Here is a 25351-nt window from a genome sequence, read left to right as displayed (position 1 = left end):
GGTGCATGTCGTACTCGCCGGCGGGGGGACCGCCGGCCACATCGAGCCGGCGCTCGCCCTTGCGGATGCCCTGCGCAGGCAGGACCCGGCCGTGGGCATCACGGCCCTCGGCACGGAGCGCGGACTCGAAACCCGCCTCGTGCCCGAACGGGGTTACGAGTTGGGGCTCATCCCCGCCGTACCACTGCCCCGCAGGCCCACGCCTGAGCTGATCACCGTCCCCGGACGGCTGCGCGGGACGATCAAGGCCGCCGAGCAGATCCTGGAGCGGACCAGGGCCGACTGCGTCGTCGGCTTCGGCGGCTATGTGGCACTGCCCGGCTATCTCGCGGCCAAGCGGCTCGGGGTGCCGATCATCGTCCACGAGGCCAACGCAAGACCGGGGCTCGCCAACAAGATCGGCTCCCGGTACGCGGCCGCCGTGGCCGTCTCCACCCCGGACAGCAAGCTCCGCGGCGCCCGCTACATCGGCATCCCGCTGCGCCGCACCATCGCCGTCCTCGACCGGGCCAAGGTCCGCCCCGAGGCGCGTGCCGCCTTCGGGCTCGACCCCAACCTGCCGACGCTGCTGGTCTCCGGCGGCTCGCAGGGGGCCCGCCGCCTCAACGAGGTGGTCCAGCAGGTCGCCCCGGTGCTCCAGCGCTCCGGGATCCAGATCCTGCACGTGGTCGGCCCGAAGAACGAACTGCCGCGTGTCGACAACATGCCCGGAATGCCGCCTTACCTCCCGGTACCGTACGTGGACCGGATGGACCTCGCGTACGCCGCGGCCGACATGATGCTCTGCCGCGCGGGCGCGATGACCGTGGCCGAACTCTCCGCCGTCGGGCTGCCCGCCGCCTATGTGCCGTTGCCGATCGGGAACGGCGAACAGCGGCTCAACGCCCAGCCGGTGGTCAACGCGGGCGGCGGCCTGCTGGTGGACGACGCTCAGCTGACCCCCGAGTGGGTGCAGGGCAACGTCCTGCCGGTTCTCGCCGATCCGCACCGGCTGTTCGAGATGTCCCGCGCCGCCGCCGAGTTCGGCCGCCGGGATGCCGATGATCTGCTTGTCGGCATGGTGTACGAGGCGATTGCGGCGCGCCGCCAGGCGTGACGCCCGAAGGAGCGAGCGTGGCCGGACCGACGACCGCACAGCGCGGTGAGCGCCATCCAGCGGCGGAGTCCGGCCGCGGCCGCCCCAAGGGGCAGGGGAAGCCCCCCGGCCGTCTCCGGCCGCGCGGCAGGCGGCTGGTGATCCTGGTGCTTGTCGTCCTGTTGCTTCTGCTGGGCGGCAGCATTTGGGCGCTCTATGGCTCTTCCTGGCTGCGGGTGGAGCATATTCGGACCACGGGGATGCGGGTTCTGACCCGGGACCAGGTGGAGTCGGCCGCGGCCGTTCCGATCGGCGATCCGTTGATTTCTGTCGATACGGATGCGATGGAGAACCGGCTTCGGACGAAATTGCCCCGAATCGACTCGGTGGTTGTCGCCCGTTCATGGCCGCACGGCATCAGCTTGAAAGTAACCGAGCGAAAGCCGGTACTGCTCATGAAGTCGGGCGGTAAGTTCACAGAAGTGGACGCGAAGGGCGTGCGTTTCGCCACAGTGGAAAGCGCCCCCCGTGGAGTGCCGGTCCTCGAATTGACTGCCGGTCAGTCACCGAGCCTCCGCCGCTTCGGCGCGGACCGGCTGCGGGTCGAGGCGGTCCGGGTCGCCGGAGAACTTCCTTCCGCTGTCGCCCGGGACACCCTTTTCGTCCGGGTCAGTTCATACGACTCCATCTCGCTGGAGCTGACCGGGCACCGCACGGTGGCCTGGGGGAGCAGCGAGTTCGGCGCGGCCAAGGCACGCGCGCTCACCGCGCTGACGAAAGCAGCCCCCAAGGCGGCGCACTTCGACGTGAGCGCCCCCACCGCCCCTGCGGTGTCAGGGAGTTGACGCACATCCTTGCTGGCCAGCACCCTGGTTGGTCAGCGCAACGGCTGATCACATAGGGTGAAAAGAAAAACGGGAGGTTCGGCGTGTTCATTGAACGTGCGCCACTTGTCGACTTAGTGTCCTGTTCGGAGAGTCCAAGGAGCAGACACACTGGTAACCCTGAACTTCACAGTTAGGGTTCGGGTCGGCGTTCGGACCGTCCCATCGGCATCCGTCGTCGCGACGCGGCAAGCGCGCAGCGGCGACACGTAACTCGAGGCGAGAGGCCTTCGACGTGGCAGCACCGCAGAACTACCTCGCAGTCATCAAGGTCATCGGTGTCGGCGGCGGTGGTGTCAATGCCATCAACCGAATGATCGAGGTCGGCCTCAAGGGCGTCGAGTTCATCGCGATCAACACCGACGCACAGGCCCTGTTGATGAGCGACGCCGACGTCAAGCTCGACGTCGGCCGTGAACTGACCCGCGGCCTCGGCGCCGGGGCCAACCCGGCAGTCGGGCGCAAGGCGGCAGAGGACCACCGTGAGGAGATCGAGGAGGTCCTCAAGGGGGCCGACATGGTCTTCGTCACCGCAGGAGAAGGCGGCGGCACCGGCACCGGCGGCGCACCCGTCGTCGCCAACATCGCCCGTTCACTGGGCGCACTCACCATCGGCGTGGTCACCCGTCCCTTCACCTTCGAGGGCCGGCGCCGCGCCAATCAGGCGGAGGACGGCATCGCCGAACTCCGCGAAGAGGTCGACACCCTCATCGTCATCCCCAACGACCGCCTGCTGTCCATCTCGGACCGCCAGGTCAGCGTCCTCGACGCCTTCAAGTCGGCGGACCAGGTCCTGCTGTCGGGTGTCCAGGGCATCACCGATCTGATCACCACACCGGGCCTGATCAACCTCGACTTCGCCGACGTCAAGTCCGTGATGTCCGAGGCCGGATCGGCGCTCATGGGGATCGGCTCGGCCCGCGGCGACGACCGCGCGGTGGCCGCGGCAGAGATGGCGATCTCCTCGCCACTGCTCGAAGCGTCCATCGACGGCGCACGCGGGGTGCTGCTCTCCATCTCCGGCGGTTCGGACCTCGGTCTCTTCGAGATCAACGAGGCCGCACAGCTGGTCAGCGAGGCGGCCCACCCCGAAGCCAACATCATCTTCGGCGCCGTCATCGACGACGCGCTCGGTGACGAGGTGCGGGTGACGGTCATCGCGGCCGGCTTCGACGGCGGACAGCCGCCGACCCGCCGGGAGAGCGCCACGGGTTCCGGCACCGCCAAGCGCGAGGAGCCCGTTCCGGTACGGGCCGCGGAGACGCCCCGTTCGCTCGGCGGTCTCGGTGCGGTCACCCAGCGCGAGGAGACTCCGGCACCGGCCGACACGGAGCGTGTGAACGAGGCCCCGGCAGCGCCGGTCGCCCCGCCGCAGGTCCCGCCGGCCCGTCCGTACCAGGACAGCCAGGCCGAAGAGCTGGACGTACCGGACTTCTTGAAGTGATGCGGCGTCCCATAACCGCGTACGACACCGCGATGTCCACGAACGGCGCGCACTTCGCTTTCACCGACAGGTGGGGCGGGGTGAGCGCCGTTCCGTACGATGAGCTCAATCTCGGCGGAGCGGTCGGCGACGACCCGGCCGCGGTCGTGACGAACCGTGAACTCGCGGCGCGCTCGCTGGGCATCGACCCGGCGCGGGTCGTCTGGATGAACCAGGTGCACGGGCGCGAGGTCGCCGTGGTCGACGGCCCCTGGGCACAAACACTCGGCGACGGTGCGGAAATCCCCGCCACCGATGCCGTCGTGACAGCCCGCCGGGGGGTCCCGCTGGCGGTGCTCACCGCCGACTGCGTCCCCGTACTGCTCGCCGACCCGGTCGCGGGGGTGGTGGCCGCGGCGCACGCGGGCCGTCCCGGGCTTGTCGCCGGGGTGGTCCCCGCCGCGGTCGGCGCGATGGTGTCGCTCGGCGCCGACCCCGCACGGATCACGGCCCGCACCGGCCCCGCCGTCTGCGGCCGTTGCTACGAAGTGCCCGCCGATATGCGGGCCGAGGTCGCACGGACCGTTCCCGAAGCCTGGTCGGAGACGAGCTGGTCCACACCGGCGGTGGATGTCACCGCAGGAGTACTCGCCCAGTTGTCGGCGCTCGGCGTCGCGGACCGGCAGCACTCGCCGGTCTGCACTCTGGAATCGACCGACCACTTCTCCTACCGTCGCGACCGCACCACCGGGCGGCTCGCCGGATATGTCTGGCTGGACTGATAGGGCATGACGGACCGTAAGCGTGAACTCACCGCAAACCTGGCCCGCGTGGAGGAACGTATCGCTTCCGCGTGCGCGTCCGCCGGGCGCGAGCGGGAGGAGGTGACCCTGATCGTGGTCACCAAGACGTATCCCGCGAGCGATGTGCGACTTCTCTCGGAACTCGGCGTACGGCAGGTCGCGGAGAACCGCGACCAGGACGCGGCGCCCAAGGCCGCCGAGTGTGCGGATCTGTCGCTTTCCTGGCACTTTGTCGGTCAGCTTCAGACGAACAAGGTCCGCTCTGTGGCGAGTTATGCCGATGTAGTGCAGTCGGTGGACCGGGCCAGACTTGTTACATCTCTCTCAACCGCCGCCGTCCGGGCGGACCGTGAACTGGGCTGCCTGGTTCAGGTCGCGCTCGACGCGGAGGCCGGCGGGCGGGGTGAGCGGGGCGGCGTCGCACCCGACGGCGTCGGCGAGTTGGCCGATTCGGTGGCCGCCGCGCCAGGACTGCGGCTCGACGGGCTGATGACCGTCGCACCGCTGGCCGGACCGTACGCGGGACGGCAACAGGCGGCGTTCGAGCGGCTGATGGAAATCTCATCCCGCCTGCGCGCGACCCATCCTGCTGCCAACATGGTGTCAGCAGGGATGAGTACGGACCTCGAAGAGGCAGTGAAGGCGGGTGCGACACATGTCCGCGTCGGCACTGCGGTACTCGGCGTCCGTCCCCCGCTCGGGTAACGTCGCGAAGCAAGTCGGACCACAGCAGAAAATATGGTCATTCCCGCCGATCGGCGGGCAGACCCAGTGGATCGCGGGCACTTGGTGACGCTGCGAAATTGGCACAAGGGCGATCCACCACAGAGCGGAGGACTCAGAGCATGGCCGGCGCGATGCGCAAGATGGCGGTCTACCTCGGCCTCGTGGAGGACGATGGGTACGACGGCCCGGGGTTCGACCCCGATGACGAGTTCGAACCCGAGCCCGAGCCCGAGAGGGACCGACGGCGACACCAACCTCCGCATCAGTCGCACCAGTCCCAGCAGGACGAACCGGTGCGAATGGTGCAACCGCCCGCCCAGCGCGAGCCTGTTGCGCTACCGGCGGAAAGCGGACGACCCGCCCGAATCGCCCCCGTGGCGTCCATCACACCTGAACGCCCGAGTATGGAGAAGAACGCCCCGGTGATCATGCCCAAGGTTGTGTCCGAGCGGGAGCCCTACCGCATCACCACGCTGCACCCCCGGACCTACAACGAGGCCCGTACCATCGGGGAACACTTCCGTGAGGGCACTCCGGTGATCATGAATCTGACCGAGATGGATGACACGGATGCGAAGCGACTTGTCGACTTTGCCGCAGGACTTGTCTTCGGTCTGCATGGCAGCATTGAGCGGGTGACGCAGAAGGTGTTCCTGTTGTCGCCTGCTAACGTCGATGTCACGGCGGAGGACAAGGCCCGTATCGCAGAGGGCGGTTTCTTCAACCAGAGCTGAGAACGAGACACCGGGTACAACCCCGGCCGGGAGGCCGGAAGACGAGAACGTCAGGGGAGAGGGAAGCGTTAGATGGGCATCGCATTGGATGTGGTCTACATCGCGCTGATGTGTTTCCTCATCGTGTTGATCTTCCGGCTTGTCATGGACTACGTCTTCCAGTTCGCCCGTTCATGGCAACCTGGCAAGGCGATGGTGGTCGTTCTGGAGGCCACTTACACTGTCACCGATCCACCGCTCAAGCTTCTGCGGCGGTTCATTCCGCCGCTGCGTCTCGGGGGCGTGGCACTCGACCTGTCCTTCTTCGTTCTGATGATCATCGTCTACATCCTGATCAGCATTGTGAGCCGGGTGTGAACGATTCGGTCCTGCCGACTGCCGACGACTACGTAGAGGTGAAGAAGAGATGCCGCTGACCCCCGAGGACGTGCGGAACAAACAGTTCACGACCGTCCGCCTCCGAGAAGGCTATGACGAGGACGAGGTCGATGCCTTCCTCGACGAGGTCGAAGCCGAACTGACGCGACTGCTCCGCGAGAACGAGGATCTGCGCGCCAAGCTGGCAGCCGCCACGCGTGCCGCCGCGCAGAATCAGCAGCAGGGCATGCGCAAGCCGCCCGAGCAGCAGGACGGCCGCGGCGGTCCGAACGCTCCGGTGCCCGCCGCCATATCCGGTCCACCGCAGGGCCAGCAGCAGCCGCAGATGGGTCCGCCCCAACTGCCGGGCGGTCAGCCCCAGCTGCCTGCAGGTCCTGGCGGTCACGGCCCCGGTCCCCAGGGTCAGCACGGCCCGGGTCCGCAGGGTCAGCACGGCCCTGGTCCCCAGGGTCAGCACGGTCCGGGCCCGCAGGGTCAGCACGGCCCCGGTCCCATGGGCCAGCAGGGCCCGATGGGCGGCCAGGGTCAGCTCGGCCCGGGTCCCATGGGCCAGCAGGGTCCGATGGGTCAGGGTCCGATGGGCCAGCAGGGTCCGATGGGCGGTCAGGGGCAGCTCGCACAGGGCCCCATGGGCGGTCCGATGGGCGGCCACGGCGGTCCCCCGCAGATGCAGCAGCAGGGCCCCGGCGGCGACAGCGCTGCCCGCGTGCTCTCGCTCGCGCAGCAGACGGCCGACCAGGCGATCGCGGAGGCCCGTTCCGAGGCCAACAAGATCGTCGGCGAGGCGCGGAGCCGTGCCGAGGGGCTGGAGCGGGATGCCCGCGCCAAGGCCGACGCACTGGAGCGGGACGCTCAGGAGAAGCACCGCGTGGCGATGGGCTCCCTGGAGTCCGCCCGCGCGACGCTGGAGCGCAAGGTCGAGGATCTGCGTGGCTTCGAGCGTGAGTACCGGACCAGGCTGAAGTCCTACCTGGAGAGCCAGCTGCGTCAGCTGGAGACCCAGGCGGACGACTCGCTGGCCCCGCCGCGTACTCCGGCGACCGCTTCGCTGCCGCCGTCGCCCTCGATGGCTTCGGCCGGAGCGGGCGCGATGGGACACGCGCAGCAGAGCATGGGCGGGAACCCGTCCATGGGCAGTCAGCCGTCGATGGGCGGTGCCCCGTCGTACGGCGGTCAGCAGCAGATGTCGCCGGCGATGACTCAGCCGATGGCGCCGGTGCGGCCGCAGGCTCCGCAGCCGATGCAGCAGGCACCTTCGCCCATGCGGGGGTTCCTGATCGACGAGGACGACAACTGATCGTGAGTGCGTTGAGCGCTTGACGGTCGGCAGACTGAGGGCCGGGCCCCGGGGTTTTCCCTGGGGCCCGGCCCTTTTGTGTGGGTGGGTGGTTTGTGCGGTGGGTGCGGGTGCGTTCGGTGGTGCGGGTGGGTGGCGCCTGCGGCGGGCCTGTTCTCCCCTCCCCGCCCCTTCCCGTAACCGGGGCTCCGCCCCGGACCCCGCTCCTCAAACGCCGGAGGGGCTGGAGGTGGGGCTGGGGTTGGGGGTCCGAGTTGGACGCCGGAGGGGCTGGAGGTGGGGCTGGGGTTGGGGTCCGAGTTGGACGCCGGAGGGGCTGGAGGTGGGGCTGGGGTTGGGGGTCCGAGTTGGACGCCGGAGGGGCTGGAGGTGGGGCTGGGGTTGCGTTCCGCGAAAAGCCCGATGGGCCCGGCCGGGAAGTTCCGGCCGGGCCCATCGGGGGTGGTGCGGGTGTTACGCCTCTGTCCTGTGGAGGCGGAACGTCAGTGCGAGGCCCTCGTCCGTGAACGGGGCGCCGTAGGGCGCTTCGCCCTCGCCCTCCGCGTAGTCCAGGGCCAGCACCTCGTCCGCGATCAGGCCCGCGTGTTCGGTCAGGGCGTCCCTGGTCTCCGGGGCGGTGCTCGACCAGCGGACCGCGATGCGGTCCGCGACGTCCAGGCCGCTGTTCTTGCGGGCCTCCTGGATCAGGCGGATCGCGTCGCGCGCCAGCCCGGCCCTGCGCAGTTCCGGGGTGATCTCCAGGTCCAGGGCCACCGTCGCGCCCGAGTCGGACGCCACCGACCAGCCCTCGCGCGGGGTTTCGGTGATGATCACCTCGTCGGGGGAGAGCGTGACGGTCTCACCTTCCACCGTCACCGATGCCGTGCCCTCGCGCAGCGCGAGCGAGAGCGCTGCCGCGTCGGCCTCGGCCACCGCCTTGGCCACCGCCTGGACGCCCTTGCCGAAACGCTTGCCCAGCGCGCGGAAGTTGGCCTTGGCCGTGGTGTCCACCAGCGAGCCGCCGACCTCGGAGAGCGAGGCCAGGGACGAGACGTTCAGCTCCTCGGTGATCTGGGCGCGGAGCTCGGGCGTCAGTGACTCGAACCCTGCCGCCGCGACCAGTGCGCGGGAGAGCGGCTGGCGGGTCTTGACGCCCGACTCGGCGCGCGTCGCACGGCCCAGCTCCACCAGGCGCCGCACCAGCGCCATCTGCTGCGAGAGCTGCGGGTCGATCGCCGCCAGGTCGGCCTTCGGCCAGCTGGAGAGGTGCACCGACTCCGGGGCGTCCGGGGTGACCGGGGTGATCATGTCCTGCCAGACCCGCTCGGTGATGAACGGGGTGAGCGGCGCCATCAGCCCGGTGACCGTCTCGATCACCTCGTGCAGCGTGCGCAGCGCCGCAGCGTCGCCCTGCCAGAAGCGCCGGCGCGAGCGGCGCACGTACCAGTTCGACAGGTCGTCGACGAAGGCCGACAGGAGCTTGCCGGCCCGCTGGGTGTCGTACGCGTCCAGCGACTTGGTCACCTGGTCCACCAGCGCGTTGAGCTCGCTGAGCAGCCAGCGGTCCAGGACCGTGCGGTCGCCGGGCGCCGGGTCGGAGGCCGAGGGGGCCCAGCCGGACGTACGGGCGTACAGCGCCTGGAAGGCCACCGTGTTCCAGTACGTGAGGAGGGTCTTGCGGACCACCTCCTGGATCGTGCCGTGGCCGACGCGGCGGGCCGCCCACGGGGAGCCGCCGGCCGCCATGAACCAGCGCACCGCGTCCGCCCCGTGCCGGTCCATCAGCGGGATCGGGTCGAGGGTGTTGCCCAGGTGCTTGGACATCTTCCTGCCGTCCTCGGCGAGGATGTGGCCCAGGCAGACGACGTTCTCGTAACTCGACTTGTCGAAGACCAGCGTGCCGACCGCCATGAGTGTGTAGAACCACCCGCGTGTCTGGTCGATGGCCTCGGAGATGAACTGCGCCGGGTAGCGGCGCTCGAAGAGTTCCTTGTTCCGGTACGGGTAGCCGTACTGCGCGAACGGCATCGAACCCGAGTCGTACCAGGCGTCGATGACCTCCGGGACCCGGGTCGCGGTCTTCTCGCACTGCGGGCACGGGAAGGTGACCTCGTCGATGTACGGGCGGTGCGGGTCGAGCTCCGACTGGTCGGTGCCGGTCAGGTCGGTCAGTTCGGCGCGCGATCCGATGACGGTGAGGTGGTCGTCCTCGCAGCGCCAGATCGGCAGCGGGGTGCCCCAGTAACGGTTGCGGGAGAGCGCCCAGTCGACGTTGTTGTTCAGCCAGTCGCCGAAGCGGCCCTGCTTGACCGAGTCCGGGAACCAGTTGGTCTTCTCGTTCTCCCGGAGCATCGCGTCCTTGACCGCGGTGGTCCTGATGTACCAGGACGGCTGCGCGTAGTAGAGGAGCGCGGTGTGGCAGCGCCAGCAGTGCGGGTAGCTGTGCTCGTACGGGACGTGCCGGAAGAGCGCGCCGCGTGCCTGGAGGTCGGCTACCAGCGTCTCGTCGGCCTTCTTGAAGAAGACACCGCCGACGAGCGGGACGCCCTCCTCGAACGTGCCGTCGGGGCGGACCGGGTTGACGACCGGCAGGCCGTACGACCGGCAGACCTTGAGGTCGTCCTCACCGAAGGCGGGGGACTGGTGGACGAGTCCGGTGCCGTCCTCTGTCGTGACGTACTCGGCGTTGACGACGTAGTGCGCCTCGGCCGGGAAGTCGACCAGCGTGAACGGGCGCTGGTAGGTCCAGCGCTCCATCTCGGCGCCGGTGAAACGCTCGCCCGTGGTCTCCCAGCCCTCGCCGAGCGCCTTTTCGAGCAGAGGCTCGGCGACCACCAGCTTCTCCGTGCCGTCGGTCGCGACGACATAGCTGACGCCGGGGTGCGCGGCGACAGCCGTGTTGGAGACCAGCGTCCAGGGAGTGGTCGTCCAGACCAGCAGGGCGGCCTCGCCCGCGAGGGGCCCGGAGGTGAGCGGGAAGCGCACGAAGACGGAGGGGTCGACGACCGTCTCGTACCCCTGGGCCAGCTCGTGGTCCGAGAGGCCGGTGCCGCACCGCGGGCACCAGGGGGCGACGCGGTGGTCCTGGACCAGCAGGTCCTTGTTGAAGATCTCCTTCAGCGACCACCAGACGCTCTCGACGTAGGACGGGTCCATCGTCCGGTACGCGTTGTCCAGGTCGACCCAGTAGCCCATCCGGGTGGTCAGGTCGGCGAAGGCGTCGGTGTGCCGGGTGACCGAGGCGCGGCACTTGTCGTTGAAGGCGGCGATCCCGTACGCCTCGATGTCCTGCTTGCCGGTGAAGCCGAGTTCCTTCTCGACCGCCAGCTCGACGGGCAGACCGTGGCAGTCCCAGCCCGCCTTGCGCGGCACGTGGTAGCCCCGCATCGTGCGGAAGCGCGGGAAGACGTCCTTGAAGACACGGGCCTCGATGTGGTGCGCGCCCGGCATGCCGTTGGCGGTCGGCGGTCCCTCGTAGAACACCCACTCGGGGCGTCCTTCGGACTGCTCCAGACTCTTCGAGAAGACCTGTGCCTCCTGCCAGAAGTCGAGCACGGCGTGCTCAAGGGCGGGCAGGTCGACCTGGGCGGGCACCTGGCGGTACAGGGGCGGTGTCATCGAACTCCTCCAACGGACGTTTCTCTCTCCGTCGGAGGGACGAGAGCCCAGTCGCTCCCGCGGTACCACCCTCCTTGGCCCCGGCTGTCGTGCCGTGGCCCCCTCATTGGGGTCGCGGTGCCGGTTCTACTCGCCCCGTCCACTGGCTCACGGGCTTTCTTCCGACGGCTCAGGGGTGATCTTCACGCCGTGCCTGCCTCCGGGCTCACACCGTCCCCGGATCGCTCGTGGCCGCTTGCGCCGCTACTCGTCCCGTCCATGCCTTCCGCTGGGGCCAGTGTACGGGCCCGCATGGACGGGTTCCGACCGGTTTTCCCGCGGGCGCTCGCGGCCGCCGGGCTGACCCGAATGGCCACACGCGGCCCCGCGGGATACCGGGACTCCCGGTTGGCGGATTACCGGGCGGGGAGCTGGGCACAACGCTTGCAGGCTCGGCTTGTCCAGGACGTGAGGAGGGCTGAACCGGCGGCGTGCCCCGTTGCCGCGGGACTGGTGTCGATTTATCGTCCCAGCAGACTCGCGAGCAAGATCACAAAATGTGAAGGGGCCGCGGCCATGGTGGCGAAGAAGACCGCCGGATCGAGATCGGCGTCCGCAGAATCCACTGGGGCGACGGCCGGGGACGCGGCAGGCGAGCACGGAGCCGCCGCGGACGGGACCGTCGCCGGGAAACCCACCGCGAAGAAGGCCGCGGCGGGGAAGAAGGCAGCAGCCAAGAAGACCGCAGCCAAGAGGGCGCCCGCCAAGAAGGCGCCCGTGAAGAAGACCGCAGCCAAGAAGGCGGCTGCCAAGAAGACGGCCGCGAAGAAGGCCGCGTCCAGTACGTCACCGGGCCACCCGGCGCCGGACAGCACGGCCGCGACCGCGGCGCAGGGGGCGGCCGAGGCCGCGGAACAGACGGGAGCCAAGACGGTGGTTGCGAAGAAGAGCGCCGGCGGGAGCGCGGCGGCCGGCAAGCCCGCCCCCTCCGCCGTACCCAAGGCCCGGGTCGCCGCGCCCGTGGCCCCGGGGGAGCTGCCCGTACGGCCCGGCGAGGACCCCTGGACCCCGGAGGAGGTCGCCGACGCCCGGGCCGAGCTGCAGAGCGAGGACCTGCGGCTGGGAGCCGAGATCGCGGCGGCGGAGACGGCTCTCGCCGGTCTGATGCGGGACTCCGGCGAGGGCGCGGGTGACGACCAGGCCGACACCGGCACCAAGAACATCACCCGGGAGAGCGAGCTGGCACTCGCGGCCAACGCCCGCGAGATGCTGGAGCAGACCGAGCGGGCGCTGGAGCGGCTCGACGCCGGGACGTACGGGCTCTGCGAGAACTGCGGCAAGCCGATCGGCAAGGCGCGCATGCAGGCCTTCCCGCGCGCCACCCTCTGCGTCGAGTGCAAGCAGAAACAGGAGCGCAGGTCCTGAGAGCTTCGGGGGCGGTGTGTCGTACCCTCGTCCTCAGTCAGGTACTAGGGCGAGGGAATCACGTGGCAGAGGCGGAGCGCATCATCGGTACGCCGGACATTCCCGAGTCGGCAGGGGACGCACCGGAGCAGTCGCCCGAGGAGGAGACCTCCGCGGTGGACGCCCCCGGGGCGCATTCCGCCGACGGGCCGGCCGCGGACGAACCGGCCGCCGACGGGCAGGCCGCCGACGGGGAGAGCCCCGAAGAGCGGCCCCGGGGCAAGCGCAGGCTCACGGTGCTCTTCGTCGTGGCCGTCCTCGCCTATCTGCTCGACCTGGTGAGCAAGACGATCGTGGTGGCCAAGCTGGAGCACCACGCCCCCGTCAAGGTGATCGGTGATCTGCTGCAGTTCGACGCGATCCGGAACGCGGGCGCCGCCTTCGGGCTCGGGTCGGCGTACACCGTGATCTTCACCATTGTCGCGGCGTCCGTGATCGTGGTCATCGTCCGGCTGGCCAGGAAGCTCTACAGCGCGCCCTGGGCGGTCGCGCTCGGTCTGCTGCTCGGTGGCGCGCTGGGCAATCTGACCGACCGGATCTTCCGCTCGCCCGGTGTCTTCCAGGGCGAGGTCGTCGACTTCATCAGGCCCGCGCACTTCGCGGTGTTCAACCTCGCCGACTCCGCGATCGTCTGCGGCGGCATCCTGATCGTGCTGCTGTCGTTCAAGGGCCTCGACCCCGACGGGACCGTCCACAAGGACTGACGGACCGGCGGGTCCTCCGGGCAAGGCATACTCGACGGGTGAGTACCGTTCCCGAGATCCGCACCCTGCCCGTTCCCGATGGCCTGGAGGGCGAGCGCGTCGACGCCGCCATCTCCCGCATGTTCGGGTTTTCCCGCACCAAGGCGGCCGACCTCGCCGCCTCGGGAAAGGTCCAGGTCGACGGGTCAGTGGTCGGGAAGTCCGAGCGGGTCCGGGGCGGCGCCTGGCTGGAGGTTGAGATGCCCGCGGCCGCCGCCCCCGTGCAGATCGTCGCCGAGCCCGTCGAGGGCATGGAGATCGTCCATGACGACGACGACATCGTGGTGATCCTCAAGCCCGTCGGTGTCGCCGCCCACCCCAGCCCCGGCTGGACCGGCACCACCGTCATCGGCGGTCTCGCCGCCGCCGGGTACCGCATCTCCACTTCGGGCGCGGCCGAGCGCCAGGGCATCGTGCACCGGCTGGACGTGGGGACGTCCGGGCTGATGGTGGTGGCCAAGTCGGAGCGCGCGTACACCCTGCTCAAGCAGCAGTTCCGGGAGCGCACGGTCGACAAGCGCTACCACGCGCTGGTGCAGGGCCACCCCGACCCGATGAGCGGGACGATCGACGCCCCCATCGGGCGCCACCCCAACCACGACTACAAGTGGGCCGTGACGGCCGAGGGCAAGCCGTCCGTCACGCACTACGACCTGATCGAGGCGTTCCGGGCGGCCTCGCTGCTCGACATCAAGCTGGAGACCGGGCGCACGCACCAGATCCGGGTGCACATGTCCGCTCACCGCCACCCCTGTGTGGGCGACATCACCTACGGCGCCGACCCGACCATGGCGAAGCGGCTCGGTCTGACGCGGCAGTGGCTGCACGCGATGAGCCTGGGCTTCGAGCACCCGTCGGACGGCCAGTGGGTCCAGTTCCGGAGCGAGTACCCGGAGGACCTGCGCCACGCGCTGGAGGCGATCCGGGCGGAGAGCGAGCAGCGGTGACCAGCGGGTACGAGGTGCGGGTGGTGGCCGACAAGGCCGGTCTCGACGCCTGCTTCGCCGTCCGCAGGGACGTCTTCGTGACCGAGCAGGGCGTGCCGCCCGAGCTGGAGTACGACGCGTACGACGCCCTCGGCGCGGCCACCGTGCATGTACTGGCCGCCGGCGCGGACGGGCCGCTGGGGACCGGGCGGCTGCTGCTGCCCGCCGCCGGACCCGGGCGCGGGGTGGACGAGCCGGGCGTCGGCTCGCTCGGCCGGCTCGCCGTCGCCGCTGCCGCGCGGGGCAGGGGCGTGGGTGTCGCGCTGGTCCGGGCGATCGAGGACGCGGCCCGTGAGCGCGGGCTGACCGCGGTGGATCTGCACGCGCAGACCCATGCGCTGGGTTTCTACGAGCGCCTGGGGTACGTGGCGTACGGACCCGAGTTCCCGGATGCGGGCATCCCGCACCGGGCGATGCGCCGCACCGTCGGGGACAGCGCCGCGCATCGCACCGGCGCGGACAGCAAGTAAGGCGGACTGCGGGCAAGTCAGCGCCGGGCGAGGTGCAGCCCGGTCAGGACGGCAGCCCCCACGGCTCGGCCGGCCCGTTCGCCGGTACGTCCCTGGGCCCCCGGGACGCGCGGGCGCCGCGCGGGGTGACCACGGCCGTCGCGCCGCGCGGCAGCCGCACCGCGATCCGGCCGGGGCCCGTGCCGTGCCAGGACAGCGGACGACCGTGCTCGTCCCGTACGTCGACCGCGCCGGAGATCCCGTGGTCGAGCGTGAGCGGTTCGCCGGCCTCGCTCCGGATCCGTATCCAGCGGGTGGCGCCGCCCGCACGGTCCGCGTCCACCAGGAAGGCGCCCTCGGTGCGCAGGGAGGCGATCGACGCGTCCGCCCACCGCTCCGACACCGAGGGGAACACCTTCAGCACCCCGCCGTCGCCCTGCACCGCCATGTCCAGCATCGACTGGACCGCCGCCAGGGGGGATTCGAGTGCGAGGTTCTTGCCCTCGCGGTACATCGTGTTGGGCGTCATCTGACAGTCGGCGACGGTGTTCCCGTCGGTGAAGAAGGTCAGCTGGTCCAGCGCCTTCTCCGGCTCGCCCATCACCGAGTACATGGACGACGAGGTGGCGTAGCTGTAGCCGTGCCAGGCGCTCTGCATGCTCGTCCAGTGGGCCAGCGAGCGCCGCATCACATCCCGGTCGCCCTGCCTGTCCCACTTCCGCTCGCGCAGCGGATAGAGCCAGAGCAGATGGGAGTGGTGGCGGTGCGAGTCCGCCAGTGGCACGTCCTTGCCGATCATCACCCCGTCCGCCGGGTCCTCGGCGTACGGGGTGAGCCGCGCCGAGATGTCCCGCCACTGCCGGGCGCGGGGGTCGTCGACGCGCAGCAGCCGGGCCGAGTCGATGAGCGTACGGGCGCCCCAGCGGATCAGTGAGAGGTCGTAGGTGCAGTCCGCCGCGTTGGCGTACTCGGGGGAGCGGGTGGTCAGCAGGTGCAGCTTGCCGTCGCCGCCCTCGTGCAGGAAGTTGGCGTAGAAGTTGATGGCTTTCGCGAGGATCGGATACACCACGTCACGCAGGGTGGCGAGGTCCATCGAGTGCCGGTACGAGAGCCAGACGTTGTGCAGCGCCCAGGTGAGATTGCCGAAGTTGTCGGAGATGTGGTCGGAGCCGGGGACCCCGACGTCGTATGTGTCGCCCGCCCGCAGCTGCCAGTCGGACGGGTGGCCGAGCGCGTAGTTGTGGCCGTCGCGGTAGGCGGCCGGAACGGACGTCGGCAGGTTCTTCTCGAAACGGCGGAACGCCTGGGTCACCGAGTCCAGTTCGGGGTGGTTGGTGCCGTTGACCGCGGGCATCCCGATCTGGACGTTGAGGTTCCACCACACCGCCGTCCAGCTGTTGCCGACCTCCGGGTACCAGGGCCCCCACTCGGACAGGGTCGGGCCCTGGGCGCGGGTGGTCGAGGCCATCTTGTAGAGCTGGAGGACGTAGAACGCCTGGAGCCGCTTGTCCGGTACGGAGAGGAAGCTGCGCCGGTAGTAGGCGTGCCACCACTCGCGGTGCCGGGCGACCAGCCGGTCCGGGCCGGTGGCCAGCGCGCGGTCCACCGCCGCCACGGCGTCCGCGGTCGCCTGCCGCACATCGCCGGGGAAGCGGTAGACCAGTTGCGCGGCCAGCAGCCGCCCCGTCCCCTCGCGCTGCTCCCGCCAGGCCGTCGTCCAGCCGCCGCCCGCCAGCAGCGGCTGTTCGACGAAGCCGGCGCCGGCCCGCGGGTCCGGATTGGGCGTGTAGTCGGCCGGCTTGTCGATGAGCCGGGTACTGGCGGCCTGGAGCCACTGGAAGGCCCAGGCGGCGGACTCCTCGCCCGCGCTCGGCCGGGTCGAGACCAGCAGCGCGCCCGAGTCGTTCTGGACGAGCGCGGAGAAGGACAGGGAGCCGCGGGTGGTGGTGAGCGTGCCGCGCAGCTCCGCGTCGTACGGATCGAGCGTCCAGTCGACGGCGGTGATCTCCCCGGCCAGGGTAAGCGTGAAGTACCCGACGGGCAGCCGGGAGTAGCCGGTGCCGCCGCGCCACTGGCCGCGCTGGTCCTGCACCTGGGTGTGGCTGATCATCAGCTTCAGCGTGTTCGCGGACGCGCCCCGGTAGAGCTGTGCGCCGAGGTATCCGTTGGCGAGGAACGGGGCGTCCTGCCAGCCGGTGGGCAGCCGACGCCACTTCATGGCGGCGGCGCGGACCGTCCGTTCGTACACGTCGGGGCCGTGCGACCCGGGCCGGCCGTCGGCCGGGGCTGCCCAGGCGGTGCGGGACCCGGCCAGCCAGAGGGCGGCGGTCGCGCCCGCCGCCGTACCGGCGAAGTGTCTGCGGGAGAGCTCATGCACGGTGGAGGCTCCTGTTCGGTACGGGGGTGCGGTCCGGGGCGCCCCCGAGCGGGGCGCGGCGCGTGGTGACGTGCCTCATGAGGCGAGCAGTTTCCGGCAGGCGTCGACGGACGGGCCCATGCCGTGGTCGGGGTCGGCGCCGTACACCCCGTTCGCGTCCTTCTGGCCGAAGCCCAGCGGCTGGTAGAGCGTGGCGCAGGACGGCTCGCGGTCGGCGAGCCGCTGCCAGGAGGCCCAGGCGCTGTCGTACGCCCGCAGATGGGCGGCCATCAGGTGGCTCCGCTCGCCCGCGTAGGCACGCAGCATCACCTGCCAGCCGTGGTGGATGACCGAGTACAGATGCAGGCCGTAGCGGGACGAGACGCGCAGGAATTCGCGGTCGGCCCGGTCGCGCAGCGGAAGCCGCCCGGAGAGCGCGCTGATCTCCTGCCAGATCCGGGCCGCCTGCGCCTTCTCCGCCAGGATCCGCTCGACGCTGCCCGCCGCGACGATCGCCCGGTAGTCGTCGGTGAGGTCCTTGTCGGAGCCGCCGAGGTACTGGTCGCGGGTCCAGGTCAGCCGCTTGACCTGGGTGAGCGCGCTGTAGTGGCCGCGCAGGGTGCCGGCCGCGGAGAGCAGCGCCAGCCGGTGGAAGCTGTCGACGGCGCTGCCGGACAGCCCGGCGCGGTGGGCGTACGCGCGGAAGGCGCCCGCCTCGCCGAGCCCGGTGTCACGGGTCCAGCGGGCCATCACCCACATGTTCAGATCGCACCAGAGCTCGTTGGTGATGTACGGGCCGCGCCAGCCACCGCCGCGCGACCAGGTCCACACCCCGGCGAACAGCGGGTTGCCCGCGAGATCCGCGAGACCCTGCGGGCCGGGCAGACCGGCGTACTCCTCGAAGCCGTTGATGACGCCGTCACCGATGTAGTCCGGGCAGGCGCCCTTCGCCTCGTACTCGCGGGCGCACTCCACTTCGGCGATCTGCCGGTGGTTCCCGATGCCCAGGGTCGGGTTGAAGGCGACGGTCCGCCAGAAGTCGACCGCCGTGTGCTTCACCGAGAACAGCAGGTTCCGGTGCGGCTCGATCGCGTCGGTGACGGTGCGGTAGAACGCCGGGTCGTTGGTGAGCGGGTCGCCGCCGGTGGACCAGGTGCGGTAGAAGAGCCGCTTCCCCGCGCGGACGCACACCTCGTCGCGGAGCAGACCGATCAGCAGGTGGTGGCTGTCCTTCCCTTCGGTGATCGGGTTGTTGCCCGTGTGGTACGGCACGTTCTGCAGATAGGTCTCACCGGTCCGGATGACCAGACCGTCGATGCCGGGGAAGCGGGCGAAGACCTCACGGAGCATCAGCCGGTGGATCTCCAGGGTGCGCGGGCGGTGCAGGCTGATCCGGCCCTGGTCGTCCAGGACCTCGTCGCCGTACAGCTCGACCAGCCGTTTCGGCAGCACGATGATGTCGGTGAAGAAGTACGAGTCGATGCCCGCGGCGTGCGCGCGCCGGATGTGCTCGTCGATGCCCCTGGCGTTCTCCTCGACCCAGGCACGCGCCTCGGACCCCGCCGGAAAGATCCGATCGTCGACGGTGTCGAAGGTGACTCCGGTGTGCGGCGGGCGGAACTCGTTGATGACCTGGCCGTCATATCCGTACGAGGCAAGGGTGTGCGGGTCGTTGTAGCGGGACTCGGTCATCGGCTCGCCCGGGTTCGCCTGGACCATGTCCATGAGGAAGGGCAACCGCCTGCCGGGGGAGTGGGCGGGCGGCCGGGCCGGTGCGGTGGAGGCGTACGCGTGCGGGGCGGCGCCGAGGGCGAGCAGCGCGCCCGCACCGGTCGCCGCGGCGCCCAGGACTGCTCTCCTGGACGGCGGTTGATGCGCGGAGGGCATATGAGCTCCAGTCAGGTATGTGTCGACAGTTCTCGTCCCTGAATCCATGCACCCTGCATAGTGCCCGCGCCTCAACCGGACGGGAAGACCTCGCGCACCATAGACATCGGATGAAAGATGGAGTGCGGCCAAGGCGGAGGCGGAGCAGGCGGGGCTATTGGGCTGATACGCACGTATTGCATGGCACGCTTGAGCCACTGACCGTCAAGGTTTCGGCAGCGATGCCGACGGAGATTCCGACAGCCCCGGAGGGCAACCCGTGGACCAATTGGCACTGCTGCTCCTGCTGTTGATCGGGGCGGTGGTCTCCGTACCGATCGGTGAGCGGCTCGGGCTGCCCGCCCCGGTCCTGATGACGCTCCTCGGGATCTGCCTCGCCCTGCTGCCCTTCGTGCCGAATGTCGACATCCCCTCGGGCTTCATCCTTCCGCTGGTGCTGCCGCCGCTGCTGTACGCGGCCGTACAGCGCACCTCCTGGCGGCAGTTCACGGCCAACTTCCGGCCGATCCTGCTGCTCGCCGTCGCGCTGGTCTTCGTGACGACGGCCGCCGTGGCCGCGGTCGCGAGCGCGATGGTGCCGGGCCTGCCGATCGCCGCGGCCGTCGCGCTGGGCGCGCTGGTGGCGCCGCCCGACCCGGTGGCGGCGACCGCCGTCGCCGGCGCGCTCGGGCTGCCCCGCCGGCTCGTCTCGATCCTGGAGGGCGAAGGGCTGTTCAATGACGTGACAGCGATCGTGCTCTACCACGTGGCGATCGCCGCCGCCGTCACCGGAACCTTCTCCTGGCCGGTCGCGGCGGGCCAGTTGGTGCTCTCCGCGGTGGTGGCCCTGGTGGTGGGACTCGCCCTCGGCTGGCTCACCAACAAGCTGATGGGGCTGCTGGGCGACACCACCCTGCAGATCGGCCTGACCCTGCTGGTGCCCTTCCTCAGCTATGTGCTGGCCGAGGAGTTGATGGGGTCGGGCGTGCTGGCGGTGCTCACCTCCGCGCTGTTCCTCGCCGAACACACCGCCGACGCCGACGACGTACGCGGCCGGCTGGAGGGCAACGCCTTCTGGGAGATCGTCGACACCCTCGTCACCGGGGTGACCTTCGGTCTCATCGGGCTCGAACTGCATGTGGTGTTCGGCACCGCGAACGGGCATCTGGCCGAGATGATCGGCTGGGGCGCGGCAGCCGTGGGAGTCGTCGTCGCACTGCGCCTGGTGTGGCTGCTGCCCGCCACCTGGCTCGCGAAGAGACTGCACACCCTGCGGGACTACGACGAGGACATCCCCACCAGCTGGCGCGAGACCATCGTCATGTGGTGGGCCGGGATGCGCGGGGTCGCCTCGGTCGCGCTGGCCCTCGCCATCCCGATGACCAAGGACGACGGCAGCCCCTTCCCGGCGCGCAGCGAGATCATCTTCATCGCCTTCGCCGTGGTCATGGTCACCCTGGTCTTCCAGGGGCTGACCCTGCCCTGGCTGGTGAAGAAACTGGGCGTCCGCTCGGACGCCGGCGCCGAGCGCGAACTCGAACGGAGCCTGGCGGTACGGGCGGCCAAGGCCGCCAGACACCGGCTCAAGGAGATCCAGGACGTCGAGGAGCTGCCCGAGGAGGTCATGGAACGGCTGGCCCGCGGCGCCTTCGAGATCGGCGTCAGGATCAGCCCCGGGATGGTCGACGAGGAGCGGCACGCCGCGTATCTGAAGCGGGCCGAGCGGGTCAGGACCACCCAGCGGATCCAGCGGGAGATGATGTCGGCGGCCCGCCACGAAGTGCTCTCCGCGCGCAACGAGCCCGGCGCCGACCCGGAGATCGTCGACCGGGTGCTGCGCCACCTGGACGTGCGCAGCCTGCGGTAGCGCGCGCCGCTGCGGCGGCCCCGGCCGTCAGCTCCTGGTCAGCCCCGGCCGGTCCTGGGAGCGGGGTCGTGCTTGAACAGATCCGGTCCCCAGTGGTTCTTCGCCAGCTCGGCCGGTGCGGTCGCGACCTTGGGCAGGGCGTACGGGTGCTCGTCACGCAGCCAGGCGATCAGCTGCTCCCGTACGGCGCACCGCACGGTCCAGATGTCGTCCGAGTCCTTCGCGGTGACCACGGCCCGCACCTGGATGGTGCTCGGAGTGGTGTCCGTGACGGCGAGCGACCAGTTCCTGCCGTCCCACGACGGGATCTCGCTCAGGATCTCCCGCAGCTTCTCGCGCATCTGCGGGACCGGCGTCGAGTGGTCGAGCTGGAAGAAGACGGTGCCGGACATCTGGGCACCGCCGCGCGACCAGTTCTCGAAGGGCTTGCTGGTGAAGTACGACACCGGCATGGTGATCCGGCGCTCGTCCCAGGTGCGCACCGCGAGGAAGGTCAGCGTGATCTCCTCGACGGTGCCCCACTCGCCGTCCACGACCACCGTGTCCCCGATGCGGACCATGTCGCCGAAGGCGATCTGCAGCCCGGCGAACAGGTTGCCCAGAGTGGACTGGGCGGCGACACCGGCGACGATGCCGAGGAGCCCGGCGGAGGCCAGCAGCGAGGTGCCCGCGGTACGCATCGTGGGGAAGGTCAGCAGCATCGCCGATGCGGCCACTGTCCCGACGATCGCCGTCACCACCCGCTGGATGAGCGTGACCTGGGTGCGGACCCGGCGGAGCCTGGCCTGGTCGTGGGTGGTCGCCGCGTAACGGGCGTACGAGGAGTCGACGATCGCCGTGGCGATCCGCAGGGCCAGCCAGGCCGTGAAGCCGATCAGGACCAGGGTGAGGAACTGCCCGATCCCGGTGGAGTGGTGCTGCACCGGCTTGAACCGCACCTGCTGGTAACTGCCGCGCAGCAGCCCGGTGATCAGGACCGACTGCAGCGGTACCCGGCAGCGCCGCAGCAGGCCCCAGAGCGGGGTCTCGTGGTGGCGCTCGTCGGTCCGCTTGAGCGCGCGGTCGACCAGCCAGCCCACCGCGAGCGTCAGCAGCACCGAGCCGCCGATGACGATCAGGGGACGCAGTACGGTCTCCATGCTTCCGGCCGAAGCTGGCACCATGGCCACGTGAACATCATCCTTTTCCATTCGACGTACGGTTTGCGGCCCGCCGTCCGTGCGGCGGCCGACCGGCTGCGTGCGGCCGGTCATCAGGTGTTGGTGCCCGATCTTTTCGACGGTAAGACTTTCGGGACCGTCGAGGAAGGCATGGCCTTCAAGGAGGAGCTCGGCTCCGAAGAGCTGCTGAAGCGCGCCGTGACGGCCGCCGCTCCCCACTCGGACGAGGGCCTGGTCTACGCCGGGTTCTCGCTCGGCGGCTCCCTCGCGCAGAATCTTGCCATCGCGGACGAGAAGGCCCGCGGACTGCTGCTTCTGCACGGGACGTCGGACATCGCCGACGACGTGTCGGTGGACGAGCTGCCCGTACAGCTGCATGTCGCCGACCCCGACCCGTTCGAGCCGCACGACTGGCTGAACGCCTGGTATCTGCGGATGCAGCGGATCGGGGCCGATGTGGAGGTGCACCACTACGCGGGCGCGGGCCACCTCTACACCGACCCCGAGCTGCCCGACTACGACGCCGAGGCGGCCGAGCGGACCTGGCGGGTCGCACTCGGCTTCCTCGAAACGCTCTAGGGTCTTCCGCTGGATCAGGCCGGATCGGGCCGGATCAGGCCTTGAGGGCCTTGTCCAGCGCGGTGTTGAAGTCCGCGACGGTCATGGGCGCGTTGTCACTGCCCGGGGTGGTCAGCTTCTTGCCGTCCATCTTGAGGGTGGGCGTCCCCGTGACACCGCTCTTGTCGAACTTCGCGGACATCTTCATCGCCCACGCGTCGTAGGTGCCGCCGTTGACGGCCTTCTGGAAGGCCTTGTTGTCCTTCAGCTCCGGCACGGTCTGCGCGATCTTGATGAGATACGAGTCGTCCTTGAACGTGTCCGTGGTCTCATCGGGGTGCCACTTCGCGGAGTACATCGCGGTCTTGTAGTGCTCGAACGCGGTGGGGCTCACATTGAGCGCGGCGCCCAGAGCGCTCAGACCGTTCTTCGAGCCCTCGCCGCCGTTGTTGTCGATGAACGTAGCGCCGATGTACTGGATCTTGAACTTGCCCGCGTCGAGGTCCTTCTGCACCGTCGCGCCGACCGTCTGGTCGAACGTCGCGCAGATCGGGCAGCGCGGGTCCTCGTACATCTGGAGCGTCTTCTTGGCCGACGCCTTGCCGACGACGACCGTGGTGCCGTCCGTGCCCGTGGTGTTCTTCGGCGCGACGACCTTGGCGCTCTTCGCCGCCTCCCAGCCGGAGGGCTTGTTCAGCTGCATGACGCCGTAACCGACGCCCGCGGCGATCGCGAGGACGACGACGATGGAACCGCCGACGAAGAGCTGCCGGCGGGTCTTGTCCTTCTTCGCCTGGCGCTCGCGCTCGGCGCGCAGCCGCTCGCGGGCCGCTGCCTTGTTGGTCTGGTTGTTGCGTGCACTCATGGTGGGGTTCTCCGTGTGGGGCGTGGTCGGGGCAGGGCGGAACTGCGTACTCAGCTCGGAACGGGAGCCGGGTACGGAGGTCCGCGCAGTCCCACGGAGTGCACGAGGAGCAGGGTGCGCGAGGTGCGCGGGCGGTGCGCGGGGAGCGCCCCGTCCCGCACGGCGGTGCAGGCCGCTCCGACGACGGCCACCGCGACGCGCAGCGGCCGGAAGGCGAGGGCGCCGACCGAGCGGGCCACCGAGGCCAGCGCGCTCTCGCCGCGCCGCAGCCAGAGCGCGGCCAGCAGCCCGACCGCGACATGAGCGCCGAGCAGCAGCCAGGGCAGCGCCGGGGCCTGCGAGTCGAGCAGCGCCACCGCGTCCTTGCCGGGGCCGGTCACGGCAGCCAGCGGGGTGCCGACCTGGCCGCCGCAGAGCACGTCCACCCCGACCGAGCGCAGGGCGCCCGCGACGGGGCCGCCCGACGGGCCGTAACAGACATGCTGGCCGGTCGTGAAGACGGTGTCGGCGGCGAGTTCGAGCGGAATGAGGACGCCCGCTATCGCCCCGAAACCGCGCTCGCGGCCGGCCAGCGCGAAGGCCACGGTGAAGACGGCGGCGGCGAGCGCCGCCACCGTGACCGGCGGCAGCGGGACCTGTGAGAGGAGCACATGGGACGCAGTGGAGAGGGTCACGACCAGCGCTGTGAAAAGCGCCGCGCGAACCGCTCTGAGCTGTGTCCCTGATATGTCCATCGGCCCCGAGTGTGCCATGGGCGCAGGTAAGAGACCCTTAAAGGTTCCTGAGTCTAGAGACCGGGGATCTGGCCATTGCGGAACAATTCCACGAATATCGCGTGGTCACGCCGGGTCTGCGCCCCGTAGGCGTGTGCGAAGTCCACCAGCATCTTGGCGAAGCCGTCCTCGTCGGCGGCGATGGCCGCGTCGATGGCGCGCTCCGTCGAGAACGGCACCAGCGAGTGGCCGCTCTCGTCGTCCGCCGCCGCGTGCATGGTGGCCGTGGCCCGGCCGAGGTCGGCGACGACCGCCGCGATCTCCTCGGGGTCGTCCAGGTCCGACCAGTCGAGATCCACCGCGTACGGCGAGACCTCGGCCACCAGCTGCCCGGCGCCGTCCAGCTCGGTCCAGCCGAGCCACGGGTCGGCGTGCGCCTGCAGGGCGCGCTGCGAGATCACCGTGCGATGGCCCTCGTGCTGGAAGTACCCGCGGACCGCCGGGTCCGTGATGTGCCGGGAGACCGCCGGGGTCTGCCCCTGCTTCATGTAGATGATCACGTCGTTCTCCAGGGCGTCGCTGTGGCCCTCCAGGAGAATGTTGTACGAGGGCAGCCCGGCCGAGCCGATCCCGATGCCCTTGCGCCCCACGACGTCCTTCACCCGGTACGAGTCGGGGCGGCCCAGGCTCTCCTCCGGCAGCGTCTCCAGATAGCCGTCGAAGGCGGCGAGGATCTTGTACCGCGACGCCGCGTCGAGCTCCACCGTGCTGCTGTCGGTGGTGAAGCGCCGCTCGTGGTCGCGGATCTCCGTCATGGAGCCGAGGAGCGCGAATCTGGTGCGCGACCTGGCCGCGCGCAGCGCGCCGAGCAGCGGTCCCTCGGCGGTGTCCAGCGTGAACGGAGGCACGTCGTCGTCCCGGGCGCCGGACGCCAGGACCCGGATCCGCTCGCGGTAGGCGGCCGCATAGGTCTCCACCAGACCGGTGATCTGGTCGTCGCTGAGCGCCTTGGCGTGGCCGAGCAGCGCCAGCGAGGCCGCGAAGCGCTGGACGTCCCAGGTGAAGGGGCCCACATAGGCCTCGTCGAAGTCGTTCACATTGAAAATCAGCCGGCCGTTGGCGTCCAGATAGGTGCCGAAGTTCTCCGCGTGCAGATCGCCGTGCACCCAGACCCGGCCGGTCCGCTCGTCCAGATACGGGCCGCCCTCCGCGCTCCCGCCCAGGTCCTCGTAGAAGAGGCAGGCCGCGCCCCGGTAGAAGGCGAAGGCCGAGGCCGCCATCTTCCGGAACTTGACCCGGAAAGCAGCCGGATCGGCGGCCAGGAGCTCGCCGAACGCGGTGCCGAAAACGGCGAGAATCTGCTCGCCGCGCTCCTCGGAGCTGGGCTGCGGGACCGACATCGCGGGTGCCTCCAGGTGCATCACATAA

General features: G+C 70.1%; 21 protein-coding genes. 14 read left to right on the top strand and 7 right to left on the bottom strand.

All coding sequences use genetic code 11. The features are described from left to right. Position 1: 1 nt before the first annotated feature. The 8 genes from murG (at position 2) to OHB13_RS08160 (ending at position 7320) form a co-directional block, all read left to right on the top strand. Positions 2-1096, top strand: coding sequence for an undecaprenyldiphospho-muramoylpentapeptide beta-N-acetylglucosaminyltransferase (gene murG, locus OHB13_RS08195; protein WP_266857922.1), 1095 nt, complete (start codon positions 2-4; stop codon positions 1094-1096). 17 nt (positions 1097-1113) lie between these two features. Further along, on the top strand, positions 1114-1920 hold the full coding sequence (locus tag OHB13_RS08190) for a cell division protein FtsQ/DivIB (RefSeq protein ID WP_328376555.1): 807 nt from the start codon (positions 1114-1116) through the stop codon (positions 1918-1920). Between the two features lie 274 nt (positions 1921-2194). Continuing rightward, the gene (gene ftsZ / locus OHB13_RS08185) at positions 2195-3403 is read left to right on the top strand and encodes a cell division protein FtsZ (protein WP_266857925.1); all 1209 of its coding nucleotides are present in this window, start codon (positions 2195-2197) and stop codon (positions 3401-3403) included. After that, positions 3403-4164: a peptidoglycan editing factor PgeF gene (gene pgeF / locus OHB13_RS08180; RefSeq protein ID WP_328376554.1), complete on the top strand. Its 762-nt coding sequence runs from the start codon at positions 3403-3405 to the stop codon at positions 4162-4164. Before ftsZ ends, pgeF begins: the two co-directional genes overlap by 1 nt. Before the next feature lie 6 nt (positions 4165-4170). Next, complete coding sequence (locus OHB13_RS08175) at positions 4171-4890, top strand: YggS family pyridoxal phosphate-dependent enzyme (RefSeq protein ID WP_266857929.1); 720 nt, start codon at positions 4171-4173, stop codon at positions 4888-4890. Positions 4891-5030: 140 nt separating this feature from the next. Further along, positions 5031-5645, top strand: a complete 615-nt coding sequence (locus OHB13_RS08170) for a cell division protein SepF (RefSeq protein ID WP_164264969.1) — start codon at positions 5031-5033, stop codon at positions 5643-5645. Positions 5646-5717: 72 nt separating this feature from the next. Then, positions 5718-6002 carry a YggT family protein gene (locus OHB13_RS08165; protein WP_250303709.1) on the top strand — a complete coding sequence of 95 codons (285 nt, stop codon included), beginning with the start codon at positions 5718-5720 and terminating at the stop codon, positions 6000-6002. A 49-nt stretch (positions 6003-6051) separates the two neighbouring features. After that, the gene (locus tag OHB13_RS08160) at positions 6052-7320 is read left to right on the top strand and encodes a DivIVA domain-containing protein (protein ID WP_266857931.1); all 1269 of its coding nucleotides are present in this window, start codon (positions 6052-6054) and stop codon (positions 7318-7320) included. Positions 7321-7773: 453 nt separating this feature from the next. Here OHB13_RS08160 and ileS read toward each other — a convergent pair whose 3' ends face one another. Beyond that, entirely contained in the window at positions 7774-10917 is a 3144-nt protein-coding gene (gene ileS / locus OHB13_RS08155) for an isoleucine--tRNA ligase (RefSeq protein WP_328376549.1), read from the bottom strand. Positions 10918-11472: 555 nt separating this feature from the next. Here ileS and OHB13_RS08150 point away from each other — a divergent pair. The 4 genes from OHB13_RS08150 to OHB13_RS08135 all read left to right on the top strand — a co-directional run bounded on the left by OHB13_RS08150 (position 11473) and on the right by OHB13_RS08135 (position 14559). Next, a complete protein-coding gene (locus OHB13_RS08150; protein WP_328376547.1) occupies positions 11473-12321 on the top strand; it encodes a TraR/DksA family transcriptional regulator in 849 nt (282 codons plus the stop codon). Between the two features lie 62 nt (positions 12322-12383). Continuing rightward, complete coding sequence (lspA, locus tag OHB13_RS08145; protein ID WP_328376545.1) at positions 12384-13064, top strand: signal peptidase II; 681 nt, start codon at positions 12384-12386, stop codon at positions 13062-13064. Positions 13065-13102: 38 nt separating this feature from the next. Next, positions 13103-14050, top strand: coding sequence for an RluA family pseudouridine synthase (locus OHB13_RS08140; protein ID WP_266857939.1), 948 nt, complete (start codon positions 13103-13105; stop codon positions 14048-14050). Further along, on the top strand, positions 14047-14559 hold the full coding sequence (locus OHB13_RS08135) for a GNAT family N-acetyltransferase (RefSeq protein WP_266857941.1): 513 nt from the start codon (positions 14047-14049) through the stop codon (positions 14557-14559). Before OHB13_RS08140 ends, OHB13_RS08135 begins: the two co-directional genes overlap by 4 nt. A 43-nt stretch (positions 14560-14602) precedes the next feature. Here the strand turns inward: OHB13_RS08135 and OHB13_RS08130 are convergent, their stop codons facing one another. Both OHB13_RS08130 and OHB13_RS08125 read right to left on the bottom strand, forming a co-directional pair. Beyond that, positions 14603-16915 carry a glycosyl hydrolase family 95 catalytic domain-containing protein gene (locus OHB13_RS08130; RefSeq protein WP_328376544.1) on the bottom strand — a complete coding sequence of 771 codons (2313 nt, stop codon included), beginning with the start codon at positions 16913-16915 and terminating at the stop codon, positions 14603-14605. 75 nt (positions 16916-16990) lie between these two features. Beyond that, positions 16991-18781 (bottom strand): hypothetical protein, encoded by a 1791-nt coding sequence (locus OHB13_RS08125; protein ID WP_328376542.1) that lies wholly within the window; start codon positions 18779-18781, stop codon positions 16991-16993. A gap of 259 nt (positions 18782-19040) precedes the next feature. Between OHB13_RS08125 and OHB13_RS08120 the strand changes: the two genes are divergently transcribed. Further along, positions 19041-20627 carry a Na+/H+ antiporter gene (locus tag OHB13_RS08120; RefSeq protein ID WP_266857945.1) on the top strand — a complete coding sequence of 529 codons (1587 nt, stop codon included), beginning with the start codon at positions 19041-19043 and terminating at the stop codon, positions 20625-20627. 38 nt (positions 20628-20665) lie between these two features. Here the strand turns inward: OHB13_RS08120 and OHB13_RS08115 are convergent, their stop codons facing one another. After that, complete coding sequence (locus tag OHB13_RS08115; protein WP_266861152.1) at positions 20666-21766, bottom strand: mechanosensitive ion channel family protein; 1101 nt, start codon at positions 21764-21766, stop codon at positions 20666-20668. Positions 21767-21796: 30 nt separating this feature from the next. Between OHB13_RS08115 and OHB13_RS08110 the strand changes: the two genes are divergently transcribed. Continuing rightward, entirely contained in the window at positions 21797-22366 is a 570-nt protein-coding gene (locus OHB13_RS08110) for a dienelactone hydrolase family protein (protein ID WP_328376540.1), read from the top strand. Positions 22367-22400: 34 nt separating this feature from the next. On the opposite strand, the gene OHB13_RS08105 is transcribed toward OHB13_RS08110, so the two are convergent. From OHB13_RS08105 to OHB13_RS08095, 3 genes are read right to left on the bottom strand one after another with little or no spacing between them, the layout of a single operon-like run. Continuing rightward, positions 22401-23210, bottom strand: coding sequence for a thioredoxin domain-containing protein (locus tag OHB13_RS08105; protein WP_328376538.1), 810 nt, complete (start codon positions 23208-23210; stop codon positions 22401-22403). A gap of 50 nt (positions 23211-23260) precedes the next feature. Further along, positions 23261-23944 carry a hypothetical protein gene (locus OHB13_RS08100; protein WP_328376536.1) on the bottom strand — a complete coding sequence of 228 codons (684 nt, stop codon included), beginning with the start codon at positions 23942-23944 and terminating at the stop codon, positions 23261-23263. A 53-nt stretch (positions 23945-23997) separates the two neighbouring features. Beyond that, the gene (locus tag OHB13_RS08095; RefSeq protein WP_328380240.1) at positions 23998-25323 is read right to left on the bottom strand and encodes a DUF2252 domain-containing protein; all 1326 of its coding nucleotides are present in this window, start codon (positions 25321-25323) and stop codon (positions 23998-24000) included. Between the last annotated feature and the right edge of the window lie 28 nt (positions 25324-25351).

It is taken from the genome of Streptomyces sp. NBC_00440, from assembly GCF_036014215.1.
Classification (GTDB): Bacteria; Actinomycetota; Actinomycetes; order Streptomycetales; family Streptomycetaceae; genus Streptomyces.
Note: the sequence above shows the minus strand (reverse complement) of the source record. Positions and strands in the feature narration are given on the sequence as shown.

Excerpts from the sequence above, each read along its gene's own strand:
- pgeF (WP_328376554.1), top strand. The coding sequence starts at position 3,403 with ATGCGGCGTCCCATAACCGCGTACGACACCGCGATGTCCACGAACGGC.
- OHB13_RS08150 (WP_328376547.1), top strand. The coding sequence starts at position 11,473 with ATGGTGGCGAAGAAGACCGCCGGATCGAGATCGGCGTCCGCAGAATCC.
- OHB13_RS08115 (WP_266861152.1), bottom strand. The coding sequence starts at position 21,766 with ATGGAGACCGTACTGCGTCCCCTGATCGTCATCGGCGGCTCGGTGCTG.
- OHB13_RS08175 (WP_266857929.1), top strand. The coding sequence starts at position 4,171 with ATGACGGACCGTAAGCGTGAACTCACCGCAAACCTGGCCCGCGTGGAG.
- OHB13_RS08095 (WP_328380240.1), bottom strand. The coding sequence starts at position 25,323 with ATGTCGGTCCCGCAGCCCAGCTCCGAGGAGCGCGGCGAGCAGATTCTC.
- OHB13_RS08105 (WP_328376538.1), bottom strand. The coding sequence starts at position 23,210 with ATGAGTGCACGCAACAACCAGACCAACAAGGCAGCGGCCCGCGAGCGG.
- OHB13_RS08100 (WP_328376536.1), bottom strand. The coding sequence starts at position 23,944 with ATGGACATATCAGGGACACAGCTCAGAGCGGTTCGCGCGGCGCTTTTC.
- OHB13_RS08165 (WP_250303709.1), top strand. The coding sequence starts at position 5,718 with ATGGGCATCGCATTGGATGTGGTCTACATCGCGCTGATGTGTTTCCTC.
- ileS (WP_328376549.1), bottom strand. The coding sequence starts at position 10,917 with ATGACACCGCCCCTGTACCGCCAGGTGCCCGCCCAGGTCGACCTGCCC.
- OHB13_RS08160 (WP_266857931.1), top strand. The coding sequence starts at position 6,052 with ATGCCGCTGACCCCCGAGGACGTGCGGAACAAACAGTTCACGACCGTC.
- OHB13_RS08125 (WP_328376542.1), bottom strand. The coding sequence starts at position 18,781 with ATGCCCTCCGCGCATCAACCGCCGTCCAGGAGAGCAGTCCTGGGCGCC.
- OHB13_RS08170 (WP_164264969.1), top strand. The coding sequence starts at position 5,031 with ATGGCCGGCGCGATGCGCAAGATGGCGGTCTACCTCGGCCTCGTGGAG.